This window comes from Streptomyces vastus, assembly GCF_039532825.1.
Lineage (GTDB): Bacteria > Actinomycetota > Actinomycetes > Streptomycetales > Streptomycetaceae > Streptomyces > Streptomyces vastus.
The window spans coordinates 75,208-101,374 of record NZ_BAAASJ010000060.1; the positions used below are offsets into that span (position 1 = coordinate 75,208).

16 protein-coding genes are annotated in these 26,167 nt (G+C 68.8%); 7 read left to right on the top strand and 9 right to left on the bottom strand.

The annotated features are described in order from the left end of the window. Nucleotides 1–86: 86 nt before the first annotated feature. Entirely contained in the window at nucleotides 87–1,094 is a 1,008-nt protein-coding gene (locus ABD357_RS25080) for a zinc-dependent alcohol dehydrogenase (protein WP_344393101.1), read from the bottom strand. Then, complete coding sequence (locus tag ABD357_RS25085) at nucleotides 1,091–2,248, bottom strand: mandelate racemase/muconate lactonizing enzyme family protein (RefSeq protein WP_344393102.1); 1,158 nt, start codon at nucleotides 2,246–2,248, stop codon at nucleotides 1,091–1,093. The genes ABD357_RS25080 and ABD357_RS25085 overlap by 4 nt, the downstream gene beginning before the upstream one ends. Before the next feature lie 263 nt (nucleotides 2,249–2,511). On the opposite strand from ABD357_RS25085, the gene ABD357_RS25090 reads away from it, so the two are divergent. Beyond that, entirely contained in the window at nucleotides 2,512–3,225 is a 714-nt protein-coding gene (locus ABD357_RS25090) for an SCO2400 family protein (protein ID WP_344393105.1), read from the top strand. A 122-nt stretch (nucleotides 3,226–3,347) separates the two neighbouring features. Here ABD357_RS25090 and katG read toward each other — a convergent pair whose 3' ends face one another. The 3 genes from katG to ABD357_RS25105 form a co-directional block, all read right to left on the bottom strand. Next, nucleotides 3,348–5,564: a catalase/peroxidase HPI gene (katG, locus tag ABD357_RS25095; protein ID WP_344393107.1), complete on the bottom strand. Its 2,217-nt coding sequence runs from the start codon at nucleotides 5,562–5,564 to the stop codon at nucleotides 3,348–3,350. 20 nt (nucleotides 5,565–5,584) lie between these two features. Next, nucleotides 5,585–6,037, bottom strand: coding sequence for a Fur family transcriptional regulator (locus ABD357_RS25100; protein WP_344393110.1), 453 nt, complete (start codon nucleotides 6,035–6,037; stop codon nucleotides 5,585–5,587). Between the two features lie 211 nt (nucleotides 6,038–6,248). Next, nucleotides 6,249–6,689 carry a MarR family winged helix-turn-helix transcriptional regulator gene (locus tag ABD357_RS25105; RefSeq protein WP_344393112.1) on the bottom strand — a complete coding sequence of 147 codons (441 nt, stop codon included), beginning with the start codon at nucleotides 6,687–6,689 and terminating at the stop codon, nucleotides 6,249–6,251. 87 nt (nucleotides 6,690–6,776) lie between these two features. Between ABD357_RS25105 and ABD357_RS25110 the strand changes: the two genes are divergently transcribed. The 6 genes from ABD357_RS25110 (at nucleotide 6,777) to yjfF (ending at nucleotide 14,215) form a co-directional block, all read left to right on the top strand. Next, nucleotides 6,777–7,775, top strand: coding sequence for an NADP-dependent oxidoreductase (locus ABD357_RS25110; protein ID WP_344393113.1), 999 nt, complete (start codon nucleotides 6,777–6,779; stop codon nucleotides 7,773–7,775). 439 nt (nucleotides 7,776–8,214) lie between these two features. Continuing rightward, a complete protein-coding gene (locus ABD357_RS25115; protein ID WP_344393114.1) occupies nucleotides 8,215–9,279 on the top strand; it encodes a LacI family DNA-binding transcriptional regulator in 1,065 nt (354 codons plus the stop codon). Between the two features lie 141 nt (nucleotides 9,280–9,420). After that, nucleotides 9,421–10,431, top strand: coding sequence for an ABC transporter substrate-binding protein (locus tag ABD357_RS25120; protein ID WP_344393115.1), 1,011 nt, complete (start codon nucleotides 9,421–9,423; stop codon nucleotides 10,429–10,431). Nucleotides 10,432–10,539: 108 nt separating this feature from the next. Then, complete coding sequence (locus ABD357_RS25125) at nucleotides 10,540–12,078, top strand: sugar ABC transporter ATP-binding protein (RefSeq protein WP_344393116.1); 1,539 nt, start codon at nucleotides 10,540–10,542, stop codon at nucleotides 12,076–12,078. Beyond that, on the top strand, nucleotides 12,075–13,187 hold the full coding sequence (locus tag ABD357_RS25130) for an ABC transporter permease (RefSeq protein WP_344393117.1): 1,113 nt from the start codon (nucleotides 12,075–12,077) through the stop codon (nucleotides 13,185–13,187). The genes ABD357_RS25125 and ABD357_RS25130 overlap by 4 nt, the downstream gene beginning before the upstream one ends. Further along, nucleotides 13,187–14,215: a galactofuranose ABC transporter, permease protein YjfF gene (yjfF, locus tag ABD357_RS25135; RefSeq protein ID WP_344393118.1), complete on the top strand. Its 1,029-nt coding sequence runs from the start codon at nucleotides 13,187–13,189 to the stop codon at nucleotides 14,213–14,215. Before ABD357_RS25130 ends, yjfF begins: the two co-directional genes overlap by 1 nt. A 77-nt stretch (nucleotides 14,216–14,292) precedes the next feature. On the opposite strand, the gene ABD357_RS25140 is transcribed toward yjfF, so the two are convergent. From ABD357_RS25140 to ABD357_RS25155, 4 genes are all read right to left on the bottom strand, one after another. Next, entirely contained in the window at nucleotides 14,293–16,701 is a 2,409-nt protein-coding gene (locus tag ABD357_RS25140) for a SpoIIE family protein phosphatase (RefSeq protein WP_344393120.1), read from the bottom strand. Nucleotides 16,702–16,903: 202 nt separating this feature from the next. Then, on the bottom strand, nucleotides 16,904–22,087 hold the full coding sequence (locus ABD357_RS25145) for a family 43 glycosylhydrolase (RefSeq protein WP_344393123.1): 5,184 nt from the start codon (nucleotides 22,085–22,087) through the stop codon (nucleotides 16,904–16,906). A 227-nt stretch (nucleotides 22,088–22,314) separates the two neighbouring features. After that, nucleotides 22,315–23,463: a serine hydrolase domain-containing protein gene (locus ABD357_RS25150; protein ID WP_344393125.1), complete on the bottom strand. Its 1,149-nt coding sequence runs from the start codon at nucleotides 23,461–23,463 to the stop codon at nucleotides 22,315–22,317. A gap of 59 nt (nucleotides 23,464–23,522) precedes the next feature. Beyond that, nucleotides 23,523–26,072 (bottom strand): M14 family zinc carboxypeptidase, encoded by a 2,550-nt coding sequence (locus ABD357_RS25155; protein ID WP_344393127.1) that lies wholly within the window; start codon nucleotides 26,070–26,072, stop codon nucleotides 23,523–23,525. Nucleotides 26,073–26,167 lie beyond the last annotated feature (95 nt).

Genomic DNA, 26,167 nt, shown 5'->3' on the forward strand with positions numbered 1-26,167 from the left:
CGTGGGGACTGGGAGCACGCCGGTACGGAGCGTCAGGGTCTCCGTACCGGCGTGCGGCTCGTGGGGCGGTGCGGGCGCCGCGTGGACTATGGCTTGATCAGCACCTTGCCGACCTTCGGGTCGCCGGAGCCGACGAGCTCGATGGCGTGCGCGAACTCCTCCAGCGGCAGCTCGTGGGTGACCAGGGGCAGCGGATTGAGCAGGCCGGCACCGAACACCCGCACCGTGTGCGCCCAGGCGCCCGGAGGCGCCCCGAACACGGTGTGCACCTCCAGCTGCCGTACGACGAGATCGGTGGGGTCGAGTCCGTCGGCACCCGGAGCCGGGATACCGGTCAGGACGAGCCGTCCGCCGCGTCTGAGCAGAGCGGCGGCGGTGCGTGCCGCGTCCGCGGACCCGGCGGTCTCGATGACGACGTCGAAGTCGTCGGGGAGCTGCTCGTCCTTCGTACGGAAGTCCGTGGCGCCGAAGTCCTTGGAGAGAGTGGCGCGGTCCGGTCGGGTGCCGACGACGAGCAGCTCGGCAGGGGAGCCGGCCTTCAGGAACTGCACGGCGAACATCCCGAGCGTCCCGGTGCCGACGACGGCCACCTTCTCGCCCGGCAGGGCGTTCGCCTTGAGGGCGGCGGCGGCGATGCAGGCGGCCGGCTCCAGCAGGGCGGCGGCGGTCAGGTCCGCGTCGTCGGAGAGGACGTGGAGCAGCCGTGCCGGGAGCGTCAGCGTGGCCGCCATCGCGCCGGGCTGGGTGAAGCCCGTCTCCTCGTACCCGGCGGAGCACAGGGTCGTCTCGCCCGCGTGGCAGCGGTCGCAGACCTGGCAGTTCCGGAAGCCCTCACCCACCACCTTTCGGCCGACGAGGGACGCCGGAACCCCGGAGCCGACCGCCTCGACCGTCCCGGACCACTCGTGACCGGGCGTGAGCGGATAACGGACGTACCCCTCGGGCCGGTTGCCCTGGTACACCTCACGGTCACTGCCGCAGATGCCGCTCGCGTGGACCCGTACGAGGGCCTCCCCGGCGCCCGGAGCGACCGGCTCGTGCGGTGCCAGCCGGTGCTCGCCCGGTGCGTCGATGACGACCGCGGTGCTGCTCACTGCGACCCCTTCGGCTTGCGCTGCTCCCAGCCGTCCGCCCACAGGTCGAAGCGGGCCTGCTGCTGCGGGAACTCGGCTGCCGCGTCCGTGTCCAGCTCGACGCCGAGGCCGGGGGCGTCGGAGAGGTGGAAGTACCCGTCCACGACCTGGGGCGCGCCCTTGACGACCTTCTTGATCTCCGCGTCCGCGAAGTCGTTGAAGTGCTCGAGGATCTTGAAGTTCGGGGAGCTGAAGCCGACTTGGAGGGAGGCGGCGGTCAGCACCGGGCCACCCACGTTGTGCGGGGCGACGAGCATGTAGTGCGTCTCGGCGGTCGCGGCCAGCTTCCGCGTCTCCCAGATGCCGCCGATGTGGCCGACGTCGGGCTGGATGATGTCCACGGCCTGGCTCTCGAAGAGCTCGCGGAACTCGATGCGGTCGTGGATGCGCTCACCGGTCGCGACCGGCATGTCGACCTTCGCCGCCACCTTCTCCAGCGCCTTGAGGTTCTCCGGCGGAACCGGCTCCTCCAGCCAGGCCGGCTTGAAGGGCGCGAGCTCCTTGGCGAGCCGGACGGCGGTGGCGGGGGAGAAGCGGCCGTGCATCTCCAGCATCAGCTCGGAGTCGGCTCCGATCGCGTCCCTTACGGCCTCGATGAGGGAGACGGAGTAGAGGGTCGCCTCGTGGTCCAGCTCGAAGTGACCGGTGCCGAAGGGGTCGATCTTGAGGGCCTTGTAGCCGCGCGCCATGACCTCCTGCGCGGCCTTGTGGTACGCCTCCGGGGTCCGCTCGGTGGTGTACCAGCCGTTGGCGTACGCCTTGACCTTGTCGGTGACCTTGCCGCCGAGCAGCTGCCAGACGGGGACGCCGAGGGCCTTGCCCTTGATGTCCCAGCAGGCCATCTCGATCACCGCGATACCGGACATCACGATCTCGCCCGCGCGGCCGTAGTCGCCGTACTTCATGCGCTTGACGAGGTCCTCGACAGCGAACGGGTCCGACCCGAGAATGTGGTTGGCCTCTGCCTCGTGCAGATAGCCGAGCAGCGCGTCGGTATGGCCCAGCATGCGGGTCTCACCGACACCGGTGAGTCCTTCGTCGGTGTGCACCTGGACGTAGGTGAGGTTCCGCCACGGCGTCCCTACGACGTGCGTGCTGATTCCAGTGATGCGCACTGCAGATGCTCCCTGTGCTCGGCGGCTCTGTTCGAGATTTCGTCACACGTTCGAAATGCTGTCGCGACAGTAAGGATCCGGCGGTCGGAGTGTCAATGGGTCGAGCGGTCGAACGCGTAACGGTTTTGACGCGAAGGCGGTGGGATGGCGGGGAATGGTGTGGGCTGTCCTCGCTTCGGTATGCGTGAACGGGCCACTCCCTACACAACTTTCACAGCTGGCCCTAGGAACGTTACCTGCCCGGAATCTAGTCTTCCGGCGTCATGGACTACTGCCACCCGTGCCAACGGCACCTCAACGGCGCCCTCGCCTGTCCGGGGTGCGGCACACCGGCCGAAGCCTGCCGGGCGTATGCCGAGTCGCTGGCCGCTCCACACGCGCGGGACGGGGCGGGTGACGACGGATACGACGACTCCGACTCCGACGACCCCGACGAGTCCTCGGCTGCCGGTGGACACCGGTCCCGGGGCCGGTCCCATCGTGGGGCGCGGGAGAGCCGGCGGGACAGGCGGGCCGCGCTGCACCGTCGTCGGCGGCAGCGGGCCCTGCTGATCGGGGCCGGGCTGCTGCTCGCCGCGGGCGGGCTGAGTCTGGCGGAGCTGGGCAGGGAGTCGACGTCGGCGGAACCGAACACGGCCACGGACGACGAGGGCTCGGGTTCGCGGACGTCGAAGGACGGGTCGTCGGGCTCGTCGCGGGGCGGGGCGGCGGGCTCCGCCGTGACGGACACGCGGTCGCCGGAAGCGTCGCCCTCTCCTTCGCCTTCGGGTTCGAAGAAGCCGGAGGGCAAGGACGAGGACAAGACCAAGAAGCCCTCGCCCACGCAGACGTCCGAGGACCCCACGCCTGAGGCCCCGGCCCCGACCACAGCCCCGTCGGACCCCGACACACGGGATCCCCGCCCGACGACGAAGCCTCCGTCCCCGGAGCCGACGCCCTCGGAGACATGCAGGCAGGTCTTGTTCTGGTGCTCGTAGCTTCGCGCGCCGGTCCCGCTCGTCCTGCCGGCCGGAACTGAGAAGCCCGGGCCGGCCCCAGCGGGCCGGCCCGGACTTCGTACTCAGGTCGTATTCGGAATGACCGGAGCGATCAGCCGAGATCAGACCAGGTCGAACCGGTCCAGGTTCATGACCTTGTCCCACGCCCCGACGAAGTCCTTCACGAACTTCTCCTTGGCGTCATTGCTCGCGTAGACCTCCGCGAGCGCCCGCAGCTCGGAGTTCGAGCCGAAAACGAGGTCGGCACGGGTGCCCGTCCACTTGACCTCGCCCGTGGCGGCGTCGCGCCCCTCGAACGTGGTCTGGTCGGCGGACGTCGCCTTCCACGTCGTACCCAGGTCGAGCAGGTTGACGAAGAAGTCGTTCGTCAGCTTGCCGGGCGTCTCGGTGAGCACGCCGAGCTGCGACTGCTGGTGGTTCGCGCCCAGGACGCGCAGGCCACCGACGAGGGCGGTCATCTCGGGAGCGCTCAGGGTGAGCAGGTTCGCCCTGTCGAGCAGCAGGTACTCGGCCGGCAGGCGGTTGCCCTTGCCCTGGTAGTTGCGGAAGCCGTCGGCGGTGGGCTCCAGCGCGGCGAAGGACTCCGCGTCGGTGTGCTCCTCCGTCGCGTCGACACGACCCGGGGTGAAGGGCACCTCGATGTCGTGGCCCGCGTCCTTGGCGGCCTTCTCCACGGCAGCCGAGCCGCCGAGCACGATCAGGTCGGCCAGGGAGACCTTCTTGGCACCGGAGTTGAACTCCTGTTGGATGCCCTCGAGGGTGCGCAGGACCGTGGCGAGCTGGTCGGGGTCGTTGGCCTCCCAGCCGCGCTGCGGCTCCAGGCGGATGCGCGCACCGTTGGCGCCGCCGCGCTTGTCGCTGCCGCGGAACGTCGAGGCCGACGCCCACGCGGTGCTGACCAGTTGCGAGACGGTCAGACCCGAGTCGAGGAGCTTGGCCTTGAGGGACGCGATGTCCGCGGCGTCGATGGCCTCACCCTCCGCCTCCGGCAGCGGGTCCTGCCAGAGCAGGGTCTCCTCCGGGACCTCCGGGCCGAGGTACAGCGACTTCGGGCCCATGTCGCGGTGGGTCAGCTTGTACCAGGCGCGGGCGAAGGCGTCCGCGAACTGGTCGGGGTTCTCGTAGAAGCGGCGCGCGATCGGCTCGTAGATCGGGTCGAAGCGCAGCGACAGGTCGGTGGTGAGCATCGTCGGGAGCTTCGTCTTCGACGGGTCGTGCGCGTCGGGGATGATCGCCTCGGCGTTCTTCGCCACCCACTGGTTCGCGCCGGCCGGGCTCTGGGTGAGCTCGTACTCGTACTCGAAGAGGTTCTTGAAGAAGTTGTTGCTCCACTGCGTGGGCGTCTCCGTCCACGTCACCTCAAGGCCGGAGGTGATGGCGTCGCCGCCCTTGCCGGTGCCGTGGGTGTTCTTCCAGCCCAGGCCCATCTCCTCCATGGAGGCGGCCTCGGGGTCGGCGCCGACGGCGTCCGCCGGGCCCGCACCGTGGGTCTTGCCGAAGGTGTGACCGCCCGCGATCAGGGCGACCGTCTCCTCGTCGTTCATCGCCATCCGGCGGAACGTCTCGCGGATGTCACGGGCCGCGGCGATCGGGTCCGGGTTGCCGTTCGGGCCCTCCGGGTTGACGTAGATGAGACCCATCTGGACGGCGCCGAGGGGGTTCTCCAGCTCGCGGTCACCGCTGTAGCGCTGGTCGTCGAGCCAGGTGGTCTCGGGGCCCCAGTAGACGTCCTCCTCGGGCTCCCAGACGTCCTCACGGCCGCCGGCGAAGCCGAAGGTCTCGAAGCCCATCTGCTCCAGGGCGACATTGCCGGTGAGGATCATGAGGTCGGCCCAGGAGATGTTCTGGCCGTACTTCTTCTTGACCGGCCACAGCAGACGGCGCGCCTTGTCCAGGTTGCCGTTGTCCGGCCAGCTGTTGAGCGGGGCGAAGCGCTGCTGCCCGGCGCCGGCGCCGCCGCGGCCGTCGCTGATGCGGTAGGTGCCGGCACTGTGCCAGGCCATACGGATCATCAGCGGGCCGTAGTTGCCGAAGTCGGCGGGCCACCAGTCCTGCGAGGTGGAGAGCACCTCGGCGATGTCCTGCTTCACCGCCGCCAGGTCGAGGTTCTTGAACGCCTCGGCGTAGTCGAACTCCTCGCCCAGCGGGTTCGCCACGGCGGGGTTCTTGGCAAGGATCTTCAGGTTGAGCCGCTCAGGCCACCACTGGCGGTTGCCGCCACCCTGCGTCGGGTGCAGGGCACGCCCGTGCGCGACCGGGCAGCCGCCCGTGCCTTCCGCCTTGGGATCGGTGACGATTGCGTCGGGGTTCTCGGCCATGGGGGAATCCTTCCGAACTACTAGTGATCACGGTGCTCAGGTACCGCGGGGGTGGAACAGTCGGGGCACAGGCCCCAGTAGATGACCTCGGCCTCGTCGACGGTGAAGCCGCAGTCGTCGGATGCGGCAAGGCAGGGGGCGTGGCCGACCGCGCAGTCGACGTCGGCGAGGACGCCGCACGACCGGCACACGAGGTGGTGATGGTTGTCCCCGACACGCCCCTCGAACCGGGCCGGGCTGCCGGGCGGTTCGATACGGCGTACGAGGCCGGCCGCGACGAGCGCGTGCAGGCCCTCGTACACGGCCTGCAGGGAGACCTGGCCCAGCCGCTCGCGCACCCCGGAGGCGAGCGCCTCGACGCCGAGGTGGTCACCGCGCCGGACAGTCTCCAGCAACGCGACACGGCCGGCCGTCACCCGCAGGCCGACACCGCGCAGCTCATCGGCGGTGGTCGGAGACTGGGAGGCGGTCATGACGCCAACCTACCCCTACAAACACGAACGGTTCAAGAAAAAGAATGGTTCTAATTTTGGGGAGTGTCGGACGCCGTCGTCGGACGGTCCTATCGCCGCGTCACGGTTCGGGGAGCGCCCCCGAAGGGGCGCGGGGAACTGCGCGAGCAACCCACCACAACCCGCACTCGCCCGCGAACAAGAACCCCCCACCCCCGTAGGCGCCCCAGCCTCAGGACGGAGTCCCCAGCATCCGCTGCAGCAGGTCCCGCAAAGCCAGCCGCTCATCCCGCGACAGCTCGGCCAGCGGCTCACGCGCGAAGTGCAGCGAGTCGCGAAGGCCCCGGGCGACCCGTCGCCCCTCATCCGTCACCGCCGCCAGCTTCACGCGCCGGTCACCCGGATCGGGACGCCGCTCGACCAGCCCGCGCGACTCCAGCCGGTCCACTATCCCGGTCACGTTCGACGGCTCGCACTTGAGCTTCTGGGCCAGCCGCCGCATGGGCAGCGGCTCCAGCGAGAGCAGGCTCAGCAACCGCGCCTGCGCTCCCGTCAGCGCATGCTCGGCGGCAGCGTCGTCGTACTCCTCGTGGTAGCGGGCCACCACCGTGCCGATGAGGTCGACGACCTCCAGGGTCAGGGCGTCGGGGCGGGTCTTCTGGGGAGCGGCCATGGACTCCAGCGTACCCCCATTACTTGACAGTCTGAAATATTCGGGCGCATGCTTGTTTCAGGTACTGAAGTAAATGGAAAGGCTCTCATGATCAACCGCGAATGGCACCTTCTCAGCCGCCCCGTCGGCTGGCCCGAGCCCGAGGACTTCGCCCTCGTCGAGACCGAGGTCGAGCAGCCGGGCCCGGGCCAGGTGCTGGTGCGCAACCAGTACCTGAGCGTGGACCCGTACATGCGCGGCCGTATGAGCGAAGCGAAGTCGTACGTCGCGCCCTACGAACTCGGCGAGCCCATGCAGGGCGGCGCCGTCGGCGAGGTGATCGCCTCGAACGCCGAGGGCTTCGCGGTGGGCGACCACGTCCTGCACTTCTTCGGCTGGCGGGAGTACGCCGCCGTGGACGCCAAGCACGCCGTCAAGGTGGACCCGCAGGCGGCGCCGCTGAGCACGTACCTCGGTGTGCTCGGCATGACGGGCCTGACCGCGTACGCGGGTCTGCTGCGCGTCGGCGCCTTCAAGGAGGGCGACGCGGTCTTCGTCTCCGGCGCCGCCGGGGCCGTCGGCAGCCAGGTCGGCCAGATCGCCAAGCTCAAGGGCGCCTCGCGGGTCATCGGCTCCGCCGGCTCCGACGAGAAGGTCAAGCTGCTCGTCGAGGAGTACGGCTTCGACGCCGCCTTCAACTACAAGAACGGGCCGGTCTGGGAGCAGCTCAAGGAGGCCGCCCCGGACGGCATCGACATCTACTTCGACAACGTCGGCGGCGAGCACCTCGAGGCCGCGATCGGCGCGCTCAACCTGCGGGGCCGGGCCGTGATCTGCGGCATGATCTCGCAGTACAACGCGACCGAGCCGACGCCCGGCCCGCGCAACATGGTCAAGATCCTCCAGAACCGGCTCCGCGTCGAGGGTGTTCTGGTCGGCGACCACTACGACCTCCAGCCCCAGTTCGTCGAGGAAGTCGGCCCCTGGGTCGGCTCCGGCGAGCTGAAGTACCGCGAGACGGTGGTCGAGGGCATCGAGAACAATCTGGAGGCGTTCCTCGGCGTCCTGCGCGGCGACAACACCGGGAAGATGATCGTCAAGCTCTGACGGCTGCCGGCCTCCCGGGCCGGCAGGGGAGAGGCCGCACCCGTCGGTATGGGTGCGGCCTCTTCGGTGCGTACGGCTTCTCGTGCGTACGACGTCATGTGAGTACGGCGACCGTCGTCGAGCCGTCGGCGGACGGCGTTAACAACGTTGTCCAAGTCCCGTGCAGATCAAGGGAGTTGCCGACCCACATCGATATACGGCCATGAGGAACCACATGTCAATACCTTGTGGCCGGGGCTTTCGCCTCGGAGGTGCTCCGCCGCCGCAGCCGGCCGCCGCCTCAACCCCCGCTTCTTGCCGTGTTATTCAACCGTGACGCCTTCTCCTTGCAGCCCTCTTGACCGCCATGGATTGTTAGCGCTCACAATGACGTCCGCATCAACCGGTCGGCATTCGTCGTCGGCCAACGGTGTTCAACGGCATCCAAGGAGGTGTGGCCGTGACACAAGCACAGCTTCGGCCGCCCACCATGGCGGATGTCGCACGACTGGCAGGGGTGTCCCACCAGACCGTGTCCCGCGTGCTGGGGGATCACCCCAACGTGCGGGACGAGACCCGGGCCAAGGTGCTGCGCGCGATCGACGAGATGGGCTACCGCCGTAACTTCTCCGCACGGGCACTGGCGACCCGGCGCACCCGGACCCTGGGTGTGGTCGCCTCCAACACCACGCTCTACGGGCCGGCCAGCACGTTGTTCGCGCTGGAGGAAGCGGCTCGCGCCGAGGGGTATCTCGTCTCGACGGTCAGTCTGCGCAGGCTGACGGTCGAGACGCTGTCCGAGGCCCTGGACCGTCTCAGCGAGGGCGGGGTGGAAGGCGTCATCGCCATCGCCCCGCAGCGGTCGGCGGTCGAGGCCCTCGCCGAACTCCGACACCCCTTCCCGGTGGTGGCGGTGGGCACCGGGTCCGGCGCGGAGGTCCCCAGCGTCAATGTGGACCAGCAGCTGGGCGCGCGGCTGGCCACCGGTCATCTGCTGGCCGCCGGCCACCGCAGGGTCTGGCATCTCGCCGGGCCCGAGGACTGGCAGGAGGCGGCGGACCGGACCGCCGGCTGGCGGGCGACCCTCGACGAGGCGGGCGTCGAACCGCCGCTGCCGCTGAGGGGTGACTGGAGTCCGCTGTCGGGCTACCGTGCCGGCCAGGAACTGGCCGGCTGGGTGGGCCGGGGGCTGACCGCCGTCTTCGTCGCCAACGACCAGATGGCGCTGGGGGTGTTGCGTGCCTTGCGTGAGGCGGGTGTGAGAACTCCCCAGGACGTGGCGGTGGTCGGCTTCGACGACATTCCGGAGTCGGAGTTCTTCGCACCTCCGCTCACCACCGTCCGGCAGGACTTCTCGACCGTGGGCGAGCGGAGCATCGCCCTGCTCCTCGATCTCATGGAGGGCCGGACCCCTACCGGGACAGCCCGGATCGCCATCGAACCCCAACTCGTCGTCCGCGCCAGTACCTTTCCGTACGGCCCTCAACCTCCGTACGCCCTCCAACCGGAGGGCGCTCCAGACTGACGCGGCGGTAACCGGTCGCCCTGCACGCACCAGCGTGACCGGAATTTCGAACAATGATCGACAGGCTGGACGTAGTGCGGCCGGCCGTTCCACCGAGTACCAGCGAGTCCCTCGCCGGGCCGGCACTTCAAAGGAGAAGACATGCTCAACAGAAGGAACTTCCTCACCGCGGCGGTCGGCGTGGCGGCCGCGGGTGGCCTGGCGGCCTGCGCCAAGGAGGACGAGAGCTCCTCGAGCTCCTCCGCCGGCGGCAGCGGCGGCAAGAAGCTCACCCTCGGCTTCTCCCAGGTCGGCTCGGAGAGCGGCTGGCGCTCCGCCAACACCGACTCGGTGAAGAGCGCGGCCAAGGAGGCGGGCTACACGCTCAAGTTCTCCGACGCGCAGCAGAAGCAGGAGAACCAGATCTCCGCGATCCGCAGCTTCATCGCCCAGAAGGTGGACGTCATAGCCTTCTCGCCGGTGGTCGTCACCGGCTGGGACGCCGTGCTGAAGGAGGCCAAGGCCGCGAAGATCCCGGTCGTCCTCACCGACCGCTCGGTGGAGACCTCCGACGAGTCCCTGTACGTCACGCTGGTCGGCTCCGACTTCACGTTCGAGGGCCAGCGTGCCGCCAAGATCCTGGAGAAGGTCCTGGAGAAGGCCGGTCACAAGGGCCCCGTCAAGATCGCACAGCTGGAGGGCACCACCGGTGCCGCCCCCGCGATCGAGCGTGCCAAGGGCTTCAAGGAAGTCATGGACGCCGACCACAAGGACGACTGGAAGATCGTCGTCACCCAGTCTGGTGACTTCACCCGCGCCGGCGGCAAGCAGGTCATGGCGGCCTTCCTGCAGTCCAACCCGGACATCGACGTGCTGTTCGCGCACAACGACGACATGGGCATCGGCGCCATCCAGGCCATCGAGGCGGCCGGCAAGAAGCCCGGCAAGGACATCCTGATCGTCACGGTCGACGGCGTGAAGGACGGCTTCGTGGCGATGTCCGAGGGCAAGATCAACGCCATCGTCGAGTGCAACCCGCTGCTCGGCCCCCAGCTGATGGAGGTCGTACAGAAGGTCAAGGACGGCGAGACGGTCGAGCGCTGGATCAAGACCGAGGAGAGCGACTTCATGCAGGACCAGGCCAAGGAAGCGCTCCCGACCCGCAAGTACTGACCGACCGCACCCACCGGCAGGGAGCCTCCGCCCGACCGAGCCCTCCGTCCAGAGGGCTGGCCAGGGGGCTCCCTGCGGGCCTGAACGAAATTCACGAGGAGCGCTGCCATGGCAGAGCCGCAGCCCGTCCTGGAGATGACGGGCATAGTCAAAGAGTTTCCGGGGGTACGGGCTCTGTCGGGTGTCGACTTCCGGCTCTTCCCCGGCGAGATCCACGCCCTGATGGGCGAGAACGGGGCCGGGAAGTCCACCCTCATCAAGGTGCTGACCGGCGTCTACTCGCTGGACGGCGGCACGATCACCCTCGACGGGCAGCCCGTGCGGATCGACAGCCCGCTGCAGGCGCAGCATGCCGGCATCAGCACGGTCTACCAGGAGGTGAACCTCTGCCCCAACCTGTCGGTGGCGGAGAACATCTTCATCGGACGTGAACCCACCCGCGCGGGCCGCATCCAGTGGAAGCGCATGCGCAAGGAGGCGGCGGAGCTGGTCGACCGGCTCGGCCTCGACATCGACGTCACCGCACCCCTGTCCTCGTACCCGCTGGCCGTGCAGCAACTGGTCGCGATCGTACGGTCGGTGGGCACCGGAGACAGCGACGGCGAGGGTTCCGGCACCAAGGTGCTGGTCCTGGACGAGCCGACCTCCAGCCTCGACCGCGACGAAGTCCTCGAACTGTTCCGCCTGATGCGGCAGTTGAGGGACGAAGGCGTCGCGATCCTCTTCGTCTCCCACTTCCTCGACCAGATCTACGAGATCTGCGACCGGATGACCGTGCTGCGCAACGGCGCTCTCGTCGGCGAACACATGGTGAGCGAACTCGACCAGGTCGGACTGATCCAGCTCATGATCGGCAAGGCCCTGGGCCAGCTCGAGGGCCTCCACGAGCACCAGTTGCGCTCCGAAGTCGGTGAGACGCTGGTCAAGGCGGACGGCCTCGGCAGGACGGGCGGCATCGCCCCCTTCGACCTGGAGATCAAGGAGGGCGAGGTTCTCGGACTCGCCGGCCTGCTCGGCTCGGGCCGCACCGAACTCGCCCGGCTTCTGTTCGGCGCCGATCAGCCCGACAGCGGCAAGGTGTCCATCGGCGGCAAGCAGGTCTCGATGAGCGCCCCGAACGACGCGATCGGCGCGGGTGTCGCCTTCTGCTCCGAGAACCGCAAGAGCGAGGGCCTCGTACCCGATCTGACGGTGCGCGAGAACATCATCCTCGCCCTCCAGGCGGCCCGCGGCTGGACCCGGCCCATCCCCGCCTCCCAGCGTGACGAACTCGTCGCCAAGTACATCAAGGCGCTGGACATCCGCCCCGCCAACCCGGAGGCCCGCGTCGGCCTGCTCAGCGGCGGCAACCAGCAGAAGGTACTGCTCGCCCGCTGGCTGATCACCCAGCCGAAGCTGCTGATTCTCGACGAACCGACGCGCGGCATCGACGTCGGAGCGAAGGCGGAGATCCAGAAGCTCGTCGTCTCACTCTCCGAAGAGGGCATGTCCGTGCTGTACATCGCGGCCGAGCTGGAGGAGGTACTCCGGCTCAGTCACACCATCGGAGTCCTCCGCGATCGCCGGCTGGTCGCGCAGATCGCCAACGGGCCCGAGATCACTCCCAGCCGGATCCTGGAGACCATCGCGAGCGGAGAGCACCAGTGACCACCACTCCCCGATGGCGAGCGCTGACGCACCACCACCTGTTCTGGCCGGTCGCGGTCCTGGTCGTGCTGCTGCTCGTCAACGTTCCCTTTACGCCGGACTTCTTCTCGATCCGCATGACGAACGGCCACCTCCACGGCAGCCTCGTCTCGATCGTGCTGTTCGGCTCGCCCCTCATCCTGGTGGCGGTCGGCATGACCCTGGTCATCGCCACCGGCGGCATCGACCTCTCCGTCGGCGCCGTGGTCGCCATCACCGGGGCCCTGACCTGTTCGTACATCAGTGACCAGTCCGACCAGAGCGCCCTGTCCGCGGTCTTCTTCGCCATAGGAATCGGCCTGCTGGCGGCGGTCGTCTGCGGACTGTGGAACGGCTTCCTGGTCGCCAGGATGGGCATCCAGCCGATCATCGCCACACTGATCATCATGGTCGCCGGACGCGGTGTCGCCCAGCTGGTCACCGACGGCAAGATCATCACCATCAACAGTGAGCCGTACAAGCTCATCGGCGGCGGCTACTGGCTGACGCTGCCCTTCTCCATCTTCGTGGTCGCGGCCGTCGTCGCCGTCACCGTGGTGATGACCCGCAAGACGGCGCTCGGCCTGCTCGTGGAGTCGGTCGGCGGAAACGCGGAGGCCAGCCGCCTGGTGGGCATCCGCTCCCGGCGCATCAAGATCATGGTGTACGTGTTCTGCGCGCTGTGCGCGGGCATCGCGGGCCTGATGATCAGCTCCAACACCTCGGCCGCGGACGGCAACAACGCCGGCCTGTGGATCGAACTCGACGCGATCCTCGCCGTGGTGATCGGCGGCACCTCTCTGCTGGGCGGCCGGTTCTCCATCGGCGGCACGGTGATCGGCGCCCTCGTCATCCAGACCCTGACCACCACGATCTACACCATCGGCGTGCCGACCCAGACCAACCTGGTCTTCAAGGCCGCCGTCGTCATCGTCGTCTGCCTGCTGCAGTCCCCGAAGTTCCGCGCCAAGGTCCTCGGCGGCAGGTTCGGCACCAAGCCCGGCGCGAAGGGCGGCACCGGTCAGCCCGCCGCGGCCCAGGCGGAGCCCGCTGCGGCGACCGAGCCCGCTCCCAAGATGGAGGTGTCGTGATGAGCACGACCACGACCACCAAGCGCCCCGCAGCCCCGGACGGCCGAACTCCGTCCAAGGCCGCGCAGCTGCTCGGCGACCGGCGGCTGCCCGTCCTGGTGACGGCCGGGCTCTTCCTCGCGATGTACGTGGCGGGCCTCAGCCGGTACCAGAACTACGGGTTCGGCGAACCGCAGGTCTTCATGAACCTGTTCATCGACAACGGCTACCTGCTGGTCGCCGCCGTCGGGGTCACCTTCGTCATCCTGTCCGGCGGCATCGACCTGTCCGTGGGCTCCGTGATCGGCTTCACGACCATGTTCACGGCATGGCTGGTGGAGCGTCAGGGCCTGCCGATCCTGGTCGTCATCCCCATGGCGCTGGCCGTGGGCGCCTTCGGTGGCTTCCTGATGGGCTATGTGATCCACAACTTCGAGATCCAGCCCTTCATCGTGACCCTGGCCGGCCTCTTCCTCTTCCGGGGCCTGTGCCTGGTCATCAGCAAGGAGTCGATCTCCATCGGTGACTCCTCGGTGAGCAGCATGGCCGGGGCGCAGGTGTCGCTGGGGACGGGCTTCCTCTCGATCGGCGCGATCGTCGCGCTGGTCGTCCTCGCCGTGGCGTTCTACGTCCTGCACTACACGCGCTTCGGGCGCCGGGTGTACGCCGTCGGCGGCAACGAACAGTCGGCCCTGCTGATGGGCCTTCCGCAGGGCGGCACGAAGATCGCCGTCTACACGATCAGCGGCTTCTGCTCGGCGCTCGCCGGGCTGCTGTTCACCCTCTACATCCAGTCCGGTGACCCGCTGCACGCCACGGGCATGGAACTCGACGCCATCGCCGCGGTCGTCATCGGCGGCACACTTCTCACGGGTGGCTCCGGCTATGTGATCGGCACCCTGTTCGGCGTGCTGGTACTGGGCCTGATCAAGAGCATCATCCAGTTCGAGGGCACGCTCAGCTCCTGGTGGACGAAGATCGCCACCGGTGTGCTGCTGTGCGCCTTCATCCTGATCCAGCGGGCGATGACGGCTCGAAAGAAGACCTGACCGGACGCACGCTCCGGTCAACGAACCGCGACAGCAAGGGAGTCACCCCCTCAGAAGGGACTCCCTTGCTGTCGCGTTCATCGGCTCACCGACAGCTCCGCCCAAATGGTCTTGCCGTCGTCCGTGTGGCGGCTGCCCCAGCGCTCGGTGAGCTGGGCGACGAGCAGCAGTCCGCGACCGCCCTCGTCGAAGGTCCTGGCCCGGCGCAGGTGCGGGGCCGTGCTGCTGCCGTCCGACACCTCGCAGATCAGCGTGGCGTCCTCGTGGATCAGACGCAGCCGGACGGGCGGACTGCCGTGCCGGATGGCGTTCGTGACGAGTTCACTCACCACGAGTTCGGCCGCGAACGCCGTCTCGTCCAGGCCCCAGACGTCCAGCTGTTCGACGGCGTACTTCCTGGTCCTTGCCACAAGGGCCGGGTCAGGGGGAACGTCCCAGGTCGCGACCCGCGAGGCCGCCAGGCCCTGCGTACGGGCCAGCAGGAGTGCCACGTCGTCGGCCGCACCGTCAGGGGGAAGCAGGGTCCGTACGAGATCCTGGCACGTCTCGTGCAGCGAACCGGCGGATCGCGACAGCACCTGACACAGGAGCTCATAACTCGCGTCGATGTCCCGGAGGCGATTCTCGATCAGGCCGTCGGTGCACAGAGCGAGCACGGTGCCTTCGGGCAGCTCGAGTTCCATGCGCTCGAAGGGCAGTCCGCCCACGCCCAGCGGCGGGCCCGCGGGTACGTCGATCTGCTGGGGGGAACCGCCCGGGACAACCATGACGGGTGGCGGATGGCCGGCCCTGGCGAACGAGCAGCGGCGCGAGACCGGGTCGTACACCGCGTACAGACAGGTGGCGCCCACCTCGCCGGTGGCGCCTGCGTGCCCGGCCTCCGCGGAGAGCCGGATGACGAGGTCGTCCAGGTGCGTCAGCAGCTCGTCCGGCGCCAGGTCGACGTCGGCGAGCGTACGCAGGGCCGAGCGGAGCCGCCCCATGGTGGCGGAAGCCTGGATCCCGTGGCCGACGACATCACCGACGACCATGGCGACGCGCAGACCGGACAGCGGAATGACGTCGAACCAGTCCCCGCCCACCTCCGCGCGCGCCGCCGGAAGGTAGCTCGAGGCCGTCTGCAGCGCCGTCGTGCGGGGCAGTTTCTGCGGCAGCAGGCTGCGCTGCAGGACCAGCGCGGTCTCGCGCTCGCGGGAGAAACGGCGGGCGTTGTCGACGCAGACGGCCGCCCTGGCCGTGATCTCCTCGGCCAGCAGCACGTCCTCGGTTGTGAAGGCTTCGGGACTGCGGTACCGCACGAACACGGCGACGCCGAGCGTCGCGCCGCGGGCCCGGATCGGGACCGACATCGCCGAGTGCACGCCGTACTCCTTGACCCGCTCGGTGCGCATCGAGTCCCCGGCGAGCCATTCCTGGAGAGCGGCGACCGGGTCCGACCTCACGGTCGTCCGGCCGGCCAGCAGGGAGTCGGCCTGCGGTGACGAGGCCGGATACGCGTCGACGTCGCCCGGCTCGATCACGGCTTCGGGGCATCCCGGCGTGATGGACCGATGGGCTGCGCGGCGCAGGACCACGGGGGCGGCCGGCGTGCTCGCGGGGTACTCGCCGCTGTCGTCGGGCGGGTCCATGAGGTCGACGCTCACGAAGTCGGCGAGACCGGGGACGCACACGTCGGCCAGTTCCTGGGCGGTGCGTGTGACGTCGAGTGTGGTGCCGATGCGGATGCTCGCCTCGTTGACCAACTGCAGCCGCTGACGGGCCAGGTCCTGCTCCGTGATGTCGTGGGCGGTCAGACAGACCCCGCGCACCACGCCGTCGGCGTCGGTCAGCGGCGCGAACTTCGCCGACCACGGGTGTGCGTGCCGCTCCCCGCCCGTGCGTAAGTAGATGTCCACGTCCTGCCGTTGCCCGGTGAGGAACGCCCGGCGCAGATGCCGCTCGAGTTCCTCGCTCTGCTGCTTGCCGCCGATCTCCGTGAGCCGCAGGCCACGGATGCGCTCCTCGGGCAGACCGATGACGCGTTCCATCGCCTCGTTGATCCTGTGCAGCCGTAACCGGTCGTCGTAGATCGCCATGGGGCACGGGGACTGTGCCAACACCGCTGCCGACAAAGGGTCGTCGAACGGCAGCGGATCTCTGTCCCCCAGTGGGCAGATCACCAGCCACCCGGTGCTGTCGCCGAGCTCCGGCCGCCTGCGATGGGCGAGCAGCCACACGGACACTTCATGGCCGTCGCGGTGGCGCAGGGTGAGGGTGCCGCTCCAGCGTTCGGACTCCGCCTCGGGAAGTGCGATCTTGCTGCCCGGGGCCAGCAGACGCTCCGCGGACCGGCCGACGACGTCCGGCGGTGTGTGCCCCAACAGCCGTTGGGCGCCCTCGCTCCACTCGACGACGGCGCCGGTGCTGTCGATGACCGCCTGTGCCGAACCGGCCTCGTCGAATGGGTCCTTCGGTCCTTCTCCCGCTGTGTCCTTGTGCCGGCTCATCCTTTATGAGTCTCGTTTCTCCCGCCCCGAGATCTTGAGCTGTCCAACGCAAGAGCCCTCAGTCAACAGAATTTCTATTTGAAGACTAAAGCGCGGGCCCGGATCGCTGCAGCCGTACCGCCGAACTTGCGGCCCTCCTCACACACGAAGCGGCGCCCGGGGCAATGCCCGAAGCGCCGCTCCGTCGTGAGGAGTTGGGCCGTCAGCCGAAGATGATGCCGTAGGCCTTGCTGCCGGTGAGGTTGTCGTAGAGGACGTCGCCGGTGGACTTCTTCCAGATCTTGATGCGGTACGTGTCGGGGGAGTTGGTGACGGAGATGCGGAAGCCGTAGCCGCTGGTGCCGTTGACCGTGCCGGAGCCCTGGTACTGGGCATCGGAGCCGGTGACCACCAACCAGTCGGAGGAGGTGGAGCGGAACTTCAGCTTGGCGGCCGCGTAGTCGAAGGTGGCGTTGCCGCTCGGGACGGTGGCGCCCCGCTTGTACGTGGCGCCGAAGGAGAAGCCCGCCGGACCGGTCAGGGTGGGCTTGGCGGGGTACGCGCCGGCCGGGGAGGAGATCACGCCGACGCCCGCGATCGGCCCGGCCGCCCGGTCGTACACGATCAGTTCGGGGAGCTTGGTGCTGTCCGAGCCGCCGTCGTCGTCCGTGACCGTGATCTCCGGACGGTGAATGCCCGCCTTGGTGTAGGTGTGGGTGGCTTCGCAGCGGGAGCCGCTGACCGTTCCGGTGGCCGGCTCGGTGCCGTCCTTCCAGTCGACCCGGCAGGTCTGGGTGTCGCCGGAGCCGAGGTCGGTGAAGTCGGCCGTGACGACCGCGCTCTTGCCGGCCGACACCGGCGATGACGGGCCCGTACCCGCCGTGATCACAGGCGCCGCGTTGTCCACCGTGACGGTGAGTGTGTCACCGCCGCGGCCGCCGGACAGCGTGACCTCGTACGTGCCGTCGTCGTCGCAGGTGATCGTGGTCAGGATGGCGTTGGGGTCGGAGAAGGCGCAGGGCGCTCCGTCCTCCACCGTCCACTTCGGGTCGCCGGCTCCGGAGACGGTGCCGGTGAGGGAGATCGCGCCGCCCTCGGTGCCGGCGGCGTCGGGGCCGGCGCGGACGATGGTCACCGGGTCGATGCTCGTCAGCGTCGGGACGACCTTCTTGATCAGGCCGTCGGAGTCGAACTCCAGCTTGTCGACGGTGGTTTCGCGGTGGGTGCCGTCACCGCCGGGGATGGCGAAACGGTGGTAGGCGATGTACCAGTCGTCGGTGTTCGGCACCTTCACCACCGAGTGGTGGCCGGGGCCCTTGATGCCGAGCGAGAGGTCCTTCTCCAGGATCACGCCCTGCTTCGTCCACGGGCCGGTGGGCGAGGAACCGGTGGCGTAGGCGACGCGGTAGTTCTCGTCGCGGGTGTCGTTCTCCGACCACATGAAGTAGTAGGTGCCCTTGCGCTTGATGACGAAGGTGCCCTCGTTGTAGCCACTGGGGGTGATGTCGGTGACCTTCGAGGCGTCGAAGGAGACCATGTCGTCGTTCAGCGGCACGACGTACGCCCTGCCGTTGCCCCAGTACAGGTACGACTGGCCGTCGTCGTCGGTGAAGACCGCCGGGTCGATCATCTGGCCCGTGTAGGCGCCACGGGCGACCAGCGGCTTGCCCAGGGGGTCCTTGAACGGGCCGGTGGGCGAGTCGGAGACCGCGACGCCGATGTTCGTGTCGGCGGAGTAGTAGAAGTAGTACTTCCCGTTCTTCTCGGCCGTCGTCGGGGCCCAGGCCCGGCTGTCGGCCCAGCTGACGTCCGGTCCCAGGTCGAGGATGACGCCGTGGTCCTCCCAGTGGACCAGGTCCTTGGAGGAGTACGCCTTGAACTGCGTGCCGCTCCAGCCCGGGAAGCCGTCGGTGGTCGGGTAGATGTAGAAGGTGTCGCCGAACCTGACGATGTTCGGGTCGGCGTTGAGCCCCGGCAGGACCGGGCTCCTCATCTCGAGGGCCCGGACCGTCCAGGTGCGCTTCGTGCCGTCCGAGCCGGTCACCTCGTACGTCACCGGCTCGGTGAAGTCGCGCAGGGTGCCGGACGCGGGGCTGATGGTCGCGCCGTGGGCGAGGCCGAACTCCGGTGCCAGGGCGGTCACATCACTGCCCTCGGTCAGCGGGAGCGTGATCCTGCTGTCCGCGTCGTCGATGATCGCGTCGAGCTTCAGCGCGGGGTGGGTCACCGAGGCGATACCCGTGGTGTTCCCGCTGAGCTCCAGGATCTCGGCGGCCGACAGGGCCCGGTTGTAGATCCGGAAGTCGTCCACCTCGCCGCCGAAGTACGGGTCGGGGGAGTACATGGACCTGCCGATGTAGCCGGAGTAGCCCTTGGACGCGTCGTACATCTCGGACGGCTTGACGGTGACCCCGGTCGCCCGGGCCGCCTCCGCGCCGTCGACGTAGAGGACCGCCGTCTCGGTCGCGCCGTTCACCGTGACGGTGACGTGCTTCCACTCACCGGGGGTGAGCTGCGAGCCGCCGATCATCTGCTTCTCGCCCGACCAAGTGGCCTTGGTGATCGCGGAGAAGACCTTGCCGGCGCCGTTGGACGGGGTGGCGAAGAGGTACTTGTCGCTGTCCGGGCCCAGGCCGAAGAGCCACTGGAAGTTGTCCCCGCCCTTCCACTTCACGTGCGTGGAGACGGTGACGCTGTCAGCGCCCTTCAGGACGCCGTTCGGGATCCTGACGTACGGGGAGGTGGTGGAGGAGCTGGAACCGCCGGACATGCGGAAGGAGCCGTCCTTGACCCCCGTTCCGAAGTCGGGCGTACGGACGTACGTGCCGTGGTAGCCGTGCCCGCTGGAGTCACGGGCGATGTTGCCGCCGGTCTCGTCGAAGTCGTAGCGGAGCAGCAGGTCGGCGGGCACGTCGGGGCCCTCCGCCGAGACCGTGACCTCGGCCTCGGCCTTGAGCGCGGCGCCGTCGGGCAGGCTGCCCGTGACCGTGAAGGTGCCGGCCTGCGCGTACGCCGAGGCTGGGACGTCGTCCCAGGTGACGGAGACGGGCCGCTTGACGCCGTCGGCGTACTCGGCGATCACGGTGGCCGGCAGGACCGGTGCGTCACCGATGCCCGTCGTCACCTTGACGTCCTCGACCGACTCGACGAGCTGGTCCGACTCGTAGGTCTTCAACAGCCGGTCGTACTCGGCCTGCGTGACCGGAAGCACCGTGCCGTGACGGGGCTTTGACGGCAGGTCATATCCCGTGGACGGCGTCCAGTTGCCGGAAGCGAGGTCCGTCGTCTCGAAGGGGATGTAGCCGCGGCCGCCGAACTCGTCGAGGAACGCGTACCACTTCTCCTCGGTGTTGGACTTGAACACCAGCGGGCCCTCCGCGGCGTTCATCGCGCCCTTGCCGATGCCCTCGGCCACGAAGTCCCAGGATTCGTCGAGGATCGAGTCGCTCTTCTCCTGGAAGATGAACTTGCTGTTGGGGGTGGAGGAGGTGTTGTTCCGCTCGTCCTTGGAGAGGCGGTGGTAGGTGTCGCCCTGCTTGATCATCGTGGAGTCGATGACCGAGTAACCGCGGTCGATCCACACCTTCGGCTCGCTGAAGGTACGGAAGTCACGCGTCGTCGCGTACATCATGCGGTTGTACGTGTCGCCGGAGTGCTCGGGGTTGTCGTACAGCTTCGAGGCCCAGAAGACGACGTACGAACCGAGCTTCTCGTCGTAGAAGGCTTCCGGCGCCCAGGTGTTGCCGGCCGCGTCGGGCGAGACCTTGACCAGGCGCTGGTCGGTCCAGTTCACCAGGTCGGTGGACTCCCAGACCATGATGGACTTGCTGCCGGTGCGCTGGGAGGCGTCCCAGTTGCCGTTGCCGTAGATCCGCAGGTCGGTGGCTATCTGATAGAACTTGTCGCCCTCGGGGGAGCGGATGATGAACGGGTCGCGCAGACCCTTCTCGCCGAGCGTGGACGTCAGGACGGGCTTGCCGTCGTTCAACTCCCGCCATTTCAGCGGGTCGTTGCCCTTGCTGAGGGCGGCGTAGAGCTGCTCGCCGTCCGAGGTGCCCTCGCCGGTGAAGTAGCTGAACATATAGCCCTTGAGGGGCTCCTCGGCGGGGAGTTCGGGCACCTTGGCGGTGAAGGCACGGGTCGCCTTCGCGTCGCCCTTGGTGACCGTCGCGGTCAGCTCGACGGTGGTGCCGCCGTCGCCGTGCGCCGGGCGGTGGACGATGCCGTCGCCTGAGACGACGTCCGGCTTCGCGGAGGCCCAGGCGACCTTCGTGCCGTACTGGCCGGTCGCCGGCAGGGTGAGGTTGCCGCGCACGTCGTCGAGGTTGTCGACCTTCAGCGCCTCGGCGGCCTGCTCGGTGGCCGTGGCGTCGTCGAACGCTGCCGGGACCGTGATGTCGAAGGTCTTGGTGTCGGTCACCGAACCCTTCTTCAGGGTCGCCGTGAGCGTGGCGTGGCCGTCCGGCTCGCCGGCGGCCGGGCGCGTGACGGCACCGGAGTCCGACACCACCGACGGGGTGTCGCTGTCCCAGCTGATCGTGGAGCCGCCCACCGTGCCCTTGGCCGGCAGGGTCAGGTCGGAGACGACGGCGCTGGTGTCGCCGAGGGTGAGAGCGGCCTTGTCGTCGGCGACGCCCTGGGTGGCGACGGGGAGGGAGAGCTGCTCGACCTCCGAGTCGCCGAGTGCCCTGTTGTACACCCGGAAGTCGCGGATCTTGCCCTTGAAGAGCTTGTCGCTGGTGTAGACCGACTTGCCGATGTAGTTGGCCGTCGTGGTGCCGGAGCCGATGGAGCCGGGGGTGACGGTGACCGACGTGTTGCGGGCCACCTCCACGCCGTCCTCGTACAGGACGCCCGTCGTGCCGGTCTGGGTGTACGTGACGTGCTTCCAGACGGAGCGCTGCAGCGTTCCGGAACCCTGGGTGGTCTTCTCGGTGGACCAGTTCCCGGACGCGATGGAGGTCCGGAACGAGTTGCCTGTGGTGAACAGATAGCCGTTGCCGGCGCCGTTGCTGGTGTTGCCGAAGCCGTAGATGAAGTACGGGGTGGTCTGGGTGGAGTCGATCTTCACGTCCATCGAGACGGAGATCGAGTCCATGCCGCTCATGATGTTGTCCGGCACCCTGATGTAGGTGTCGGAGCCGTTGAAGGCGAGTCCCTCGCCGCTGCCGGACCAGTTGGCGGTGCCGCTGACGGTGCCGTTCCGGCCGTTTCCGGAGGCGTCGGCCGCCACAGTGCCCGAGGTGGCGTCGAGCTTGTACCAGAGGGCCAGGCCGTCGGTGATCTCCGCCGCCCGTGCGGGAGCGACGGGTCCGGCGAGACCCAGGAACAGCGACGTGGCGGTCAGCCCGGCGAGATGGCCCGCCAGGCGTCTCGCGCGGCTGCGAGGCCGGTCGGTCTGCGGCATGTCAAGTCTCCTCGTTGAGACGTCGTTCATCGCTCAAGGAACAAAGGGAGCGTGGGTGGCGGGCCCTGACGCCTGAGCACCCTTGCTGTTTCGGCTGTATGACGCCGTGTTGCGAGAGTGTCAGCCGGTGCACACGGGGCCGTCAACACTTTTCGAACGATGTCCGACCAGTCGAACAAGGTGCTCGCGTGTCCGGTCTCCTCGATGGAGCCCTCATGGGTCCCTGACTAGGCAAGTGCGGCCCTGTGGGCCGCCCGTACCAGCCGCTCGTTCTCCGGAGCCGCCCCGCCCGGGAACGACATACGACGCCGGGTGTAGCCGTATGCCAGGCCGCTGCGCGGGTCGGCGAAGGCCTGGCTGCCGCCCGCGCCGCTGTGGCCGAAGGCCCCGGCGCCCAGGAACGGGTACCAGTTCTCCGCCGTGGCCTGGAAGCCGAGCCCGTACGCCTTGTGGGCGCGCATCACCAGGTCGAAGCCGATCGAGTGGACCTGCCCGACCTCGGCGATCGTGTCCGGCTTCAGCAGCGGCGCCCGGCCGCCCACCCGGCTGATCGCCGCCGCGTACATCCCCGCGAGCCCGCGCGCGGAGGCGACACCGCCCGCCGACGACTGGCCCTTGGCGCGCACGGTACGGGAGTTGGCGAAGCCCTCCAGCGTTCCGGGCTCCGGCACGTGCTCGTTGAACGCGATCGACGTGAGGGTGTGCGGGCCGGTGGGAGCCGCGTCCAGTACGGCCTGCTCGGCGGCCGTGGGCGCCATCGGCTGTACGGAGCGGAAGCGGGGCTCCTCCACCTCGGGCAGTCCCAGGAAGAAGTCCAGCCCGTACGGGGCGCGGATCCGCTCCTCGTACACCTCCTGGAGCGTACGGCCCGTGACCCGCCGTACGACCTCGCCCGTCAGGGCGCCGATCACGAGCGCGTGATAGCCGAAGGCGGTGCCCGGCCGCCAGAACGGGCGCTGGCCCCCGAGCCGTTCGGCGACCGCGCGGTCGTCGGCGAGTTCGTCGTCCGTGAAGCCCGCGTCGGAGCCGACCACGCCCGCGCGATGCGCGAGCAGCTCGCGCAGGGTGATCGCCGACTTGCCCTCGGCGGCGAACTCCGGCCAGTACCGGGCCACTTCACTGTCGAGCTCCAGCGTCCCGTCCTGCACGAGGAGGGCGGTCACCAGATGGGCCGCCCCCTTCGTGGACGAGAAGACACCGAACAGCGTCTCGCCGTCCGTCTCCGCACCGGCCCAGAGATCGACGACCCGCCGCCCGTGGACGTACGCGCTCAACTGGCCCGCGTAGTCCGGGCGTTCGGCGGCCACGGCGGCCGCGAACTCCTCGCGCACCGCCTCGTAGCCCTCGGCGACGGTGCCGTGGATCTCCGGGGTCATCCGTACTCCTCGAGTCCTCGTGCCTGTGGTATCTGTCGTGCCTGTGGTGCCTCAGGGTTTCAGCGGGACACCGTCAACAAGGCCCGCGCCATCTGCGGGAATTCCCCCTTCGGATGGGCGCGGAAGAGGGGTTCCGTGCCGAACAGGACGGCGTGCGGGCCGCTGACGACCGAGGCCCGGCCCGCCGCCCGGTCGGGGCCGCCGGTGCCGTCATCCAATGGGCGCCAGTGGCCGGAGACCAGGGGATTTCCGGTCGCGTACGACTGCTCCACACGGACTGAGGAGCCCAGGTCCGTGAACCACATGGGGGCGTACACGAAGCTGTGGTCCGGAGCGCCCTGCGTGATGCCGCCGCGTGAATTGACCACGCGTACAACGCCGTTGGCGTCCCCATTGCCCTCGACCGGCTTGACGGCGAGCAGGTCCGCGGCGGCGTTGAGCGCTGCTCCGACGGCTCCGCGACCGACAAGACCCTTGCGAGAGAGGAAGGCGTCCAGGGCGGTACGGGCGGCCGGGGTGAGGTCCTCGTGGTCGAGTCCGGCCGACGCGAACAGGACGTCCGCCTTCGACCAGTCGAAGCCCGCGTTGAGGATCGCCGTGGACACCGGGGCGACGTCGAAGTTCATCTCGCGGAGGGCGAAGAGCTCGCCGGGGGTGACGGCCGCGGCGACGCGTACACGGTGGAGCGGGGTGCCTCCGGTCGCCTTCGTCGCGTCGAAGGCGACGTCGTACTTCTTGGCGAGCGCTGCCGCCTTCGTCCGGGCCGACGCGGGAACGATCGCGCTGCCGCCGTCGGTCGACTGGCGTACTGAAACCCCGTCCGCCAGAAGGGAGTTGAGCGCCGCGATCTCGCGGGCGTCGTCCAGGCGCAGACGGAGGTTGCCGTACGGGGCGACGTAGCCGACGCCCGCGGTCTCGTGGACCGTACGGGACGGGACGGAGAGCCCGGCGGTCCGTACGGAGTCGGCCGAGGCGCCCCACAGGCGGCCCAGGCTCCAGCCCGAGATGTCGTACATCGTCGACACCTTGTCGCTGATGTCCCGCCCGTCCGCCAGCATCACATTGGCGAGACCGCGCTTGGGCTGGTGCATGTCGATGACGTACGAGCCCTTCGCGTACGACGTGCCGCCCAGCCTGAAGTCCTTTGTGGCGCGCCGGACTTGGACGTCGTTGGCGAGCAGATGGTCGACGAGACGGGCCGCGGCGGTGGCCGAACGCTGATTGCCGCCGGAGGGAATGACGTACGCGCGTGGGAAGTCGGTCGTGTAGACGTCCTCGGGTCCGATGCCCGGAACACCCGGCACCGTCTCCGGCGAGACAGGCACCTGCGCGGCACCCGTCGCGCCACGCCGAAAGACCTCGATCTGGTCGGCGATGAGTGAAGCACGGTGTTTCTGAGCGTAGTCGAGGGTCGCGTCCATCGCGGCGCCCGCCACATCCACGTTGATCGCCGAACGGCGGCGCAGTTCGGCGACCGGCAGCTCGTCGTACTCCTCGTTGTTCACCGCGAGCGGGATCTCGACCGTGTGAGCGGCGACCGTGCCGTGGAAGGCCGCGTACTGCGGAGTGAAGATCGGCGGCCAGTCGTCCCAGCCCTCCTCCTGGTCGCGGAAGGGGATCTGGACCGGCTCCACGCCGTCCTTCCCGGGTGTGTAGCCGAGGCCGTTGACGGCGGACTCCATGCCGAGGGCGTTGGCGTAGGTGTTCTTGAGGAACAGGTCGTACTCGTAGTTCTCGCCGTGCGGGGGAGTGGCCGGCTCGATGAGCGTGCCGTTGACGTAACCGTGCAGGTCGAGCATCACGGCCGGCTGCTTGTCGATCTCGATCTGCCGCATCGCGCGGACTTCGGGCTGCGAGGCGGTGATGAAGTCGCGGTTCATGTCGAAGCCGCCTGCGTTGGCACGGGTGCCTGCGATACGGCCGTCGGGGTTCGCGGTGATGTTGAAGTAGAGACGGTTGCGGGCGAGGAGATCGGTGGTGTCCTTGTCCTTGGCCTTCGCAAGCCGTTCGATCAGCTTGAGGGCGGCGTCGGTGCCCTCCCACTCGTTGCCGTGGATGTTGTTGTTGAAGAAGACGGGCGTTTTGTACGCGGCTTTCAAGGCGGGGTCCTTGGCGGCGGCCTGGGGTGCGTTCTCGATGAGTTCGCGCATACGTTCCTGAGCGCGGGCCTGCTTCGCCGACTCCGGGGCGGTGACGGTGACCAGGTACAGGCGGTGACCGCCCGCCGAACGGCCCGCGATCTCCACGCTGACGCGGTCGCCGAGCCGTTGGAGGGCGTTCAGCTTCGGGGCGATGGCGTGGTACGGGGTGAGGCCGAGCTTGATGGACTTGTCCGCCGGGTTCTGCGGGTCCGGGGTGAGGTTCTGCTCGCGGGGGTAACCGCGGGCGTCTGTGGTGAGGTCGGGGGCGGGGGAGGTGAGGGCCCGGTCGGCGGTGCTCTCGGGCGCTCCGGCAGCTCTGTCGGCTCCCTCCGAGGCGGATTCGGTCTCCCTCTCGCGGGTCGGGGGCTGGGGCGTCGGCTCGGCTAAGGCGCCGTGCGGGCTGAGCAGGAGCGTTGCCGCCGCGGTGGCTGTGGCGGTGGCGATCAGGGCGGGTCTCGGTAGACGCACGCGTACCTCCTGTTAATCGGTACCGGGAGGTGTACCGGTTCGATTCCCCTGCAACAAGAGGGCGTTGGCGTGAGCCGGCGGGCATGCTGTGAGTG

Excerpts from the sequence above, each read along its gene's own strand:
- yjfF (WP_344393118.1), top strand. The coding sequence starts at position 13,187 with ATGAGCACGACCACGACCACCAAGCGCCCCGCAGCCCCGGACGGCCGA.
- ABD357_RS25110 (WP_344393113.1), top strand. The coding sequence starts at position 6,777 with ATGATCAACCGCGAATGGCACCTTCTCAGCCGCCCCGTCGGCTGGCCC.
- ABD357_RS25090 (WP_344393105.1), top strand. The coding sequence starts at position 2,512 with ATGGACTACTGCCACCCGTGCCAACGGCACCTCAACGGCGCCCTCGCC.
- katG (WP_344393107.1), bottom strand. The coding sequence starts at position 5,564 with ATGGCCGAGAACCCCGACGCAATCGTCACCGATCCCAAGGCGGAAGGC.
- ABD357_RS25125 (WP_344393116.1), top strand. The coding sequence starts at position 10,540 with ATGGCAGAGCCGCAGCCCGTCCTGGAGATGACGGGCATAGTCAAAGAG.
- ABD357_RS25150 (WP_344393125.1), bottom strand. The coding sequence starts at position 23,463 with ATGACCCCGGAGATCCACGGCACCGTCGCCGAGGGCTACGAGGCGGTG.
- ABD357_RS25145 (WP_344393123.1), bottom strand. The coding sequence starts at position 22,087 with ATGCCGCAGACCGACCGGCCTCGCAGCCGCGCGAGACGCCTGGCGGGC.
- ABD357_RS25120 (WP_344393115.1), top strand. The coding sequence starts at position 9,421 with ATGCTCAACAGAAGGAACTTCCTCACCGCGGCGGTCGGCGTGGCGGCC.
- ABD357_RS25100 (WP_344393110.1), bottom strand. The coding sequence starts at position 6,037 with ATGACCGCCTCCCAGTCTCCGACCACCGCCGATGAGCTGCGCGGTGTC.
- ABD357_RS25105 (WP_344393112.1), bottom strand. The coding sequence starts at position 6,689 with ATGGCCGCTCCCCAGAAGACCCGCCCCGACGCCCTGACCCTGGAGGTC.
- ABD357_RS25140 (WP_344393120.1), bottom strand. The coding sequence starts at position 16,701 with ATGAGCCGGCACAAGGACACAGCGGGAGAAGGACCGAAGGACCCATTC.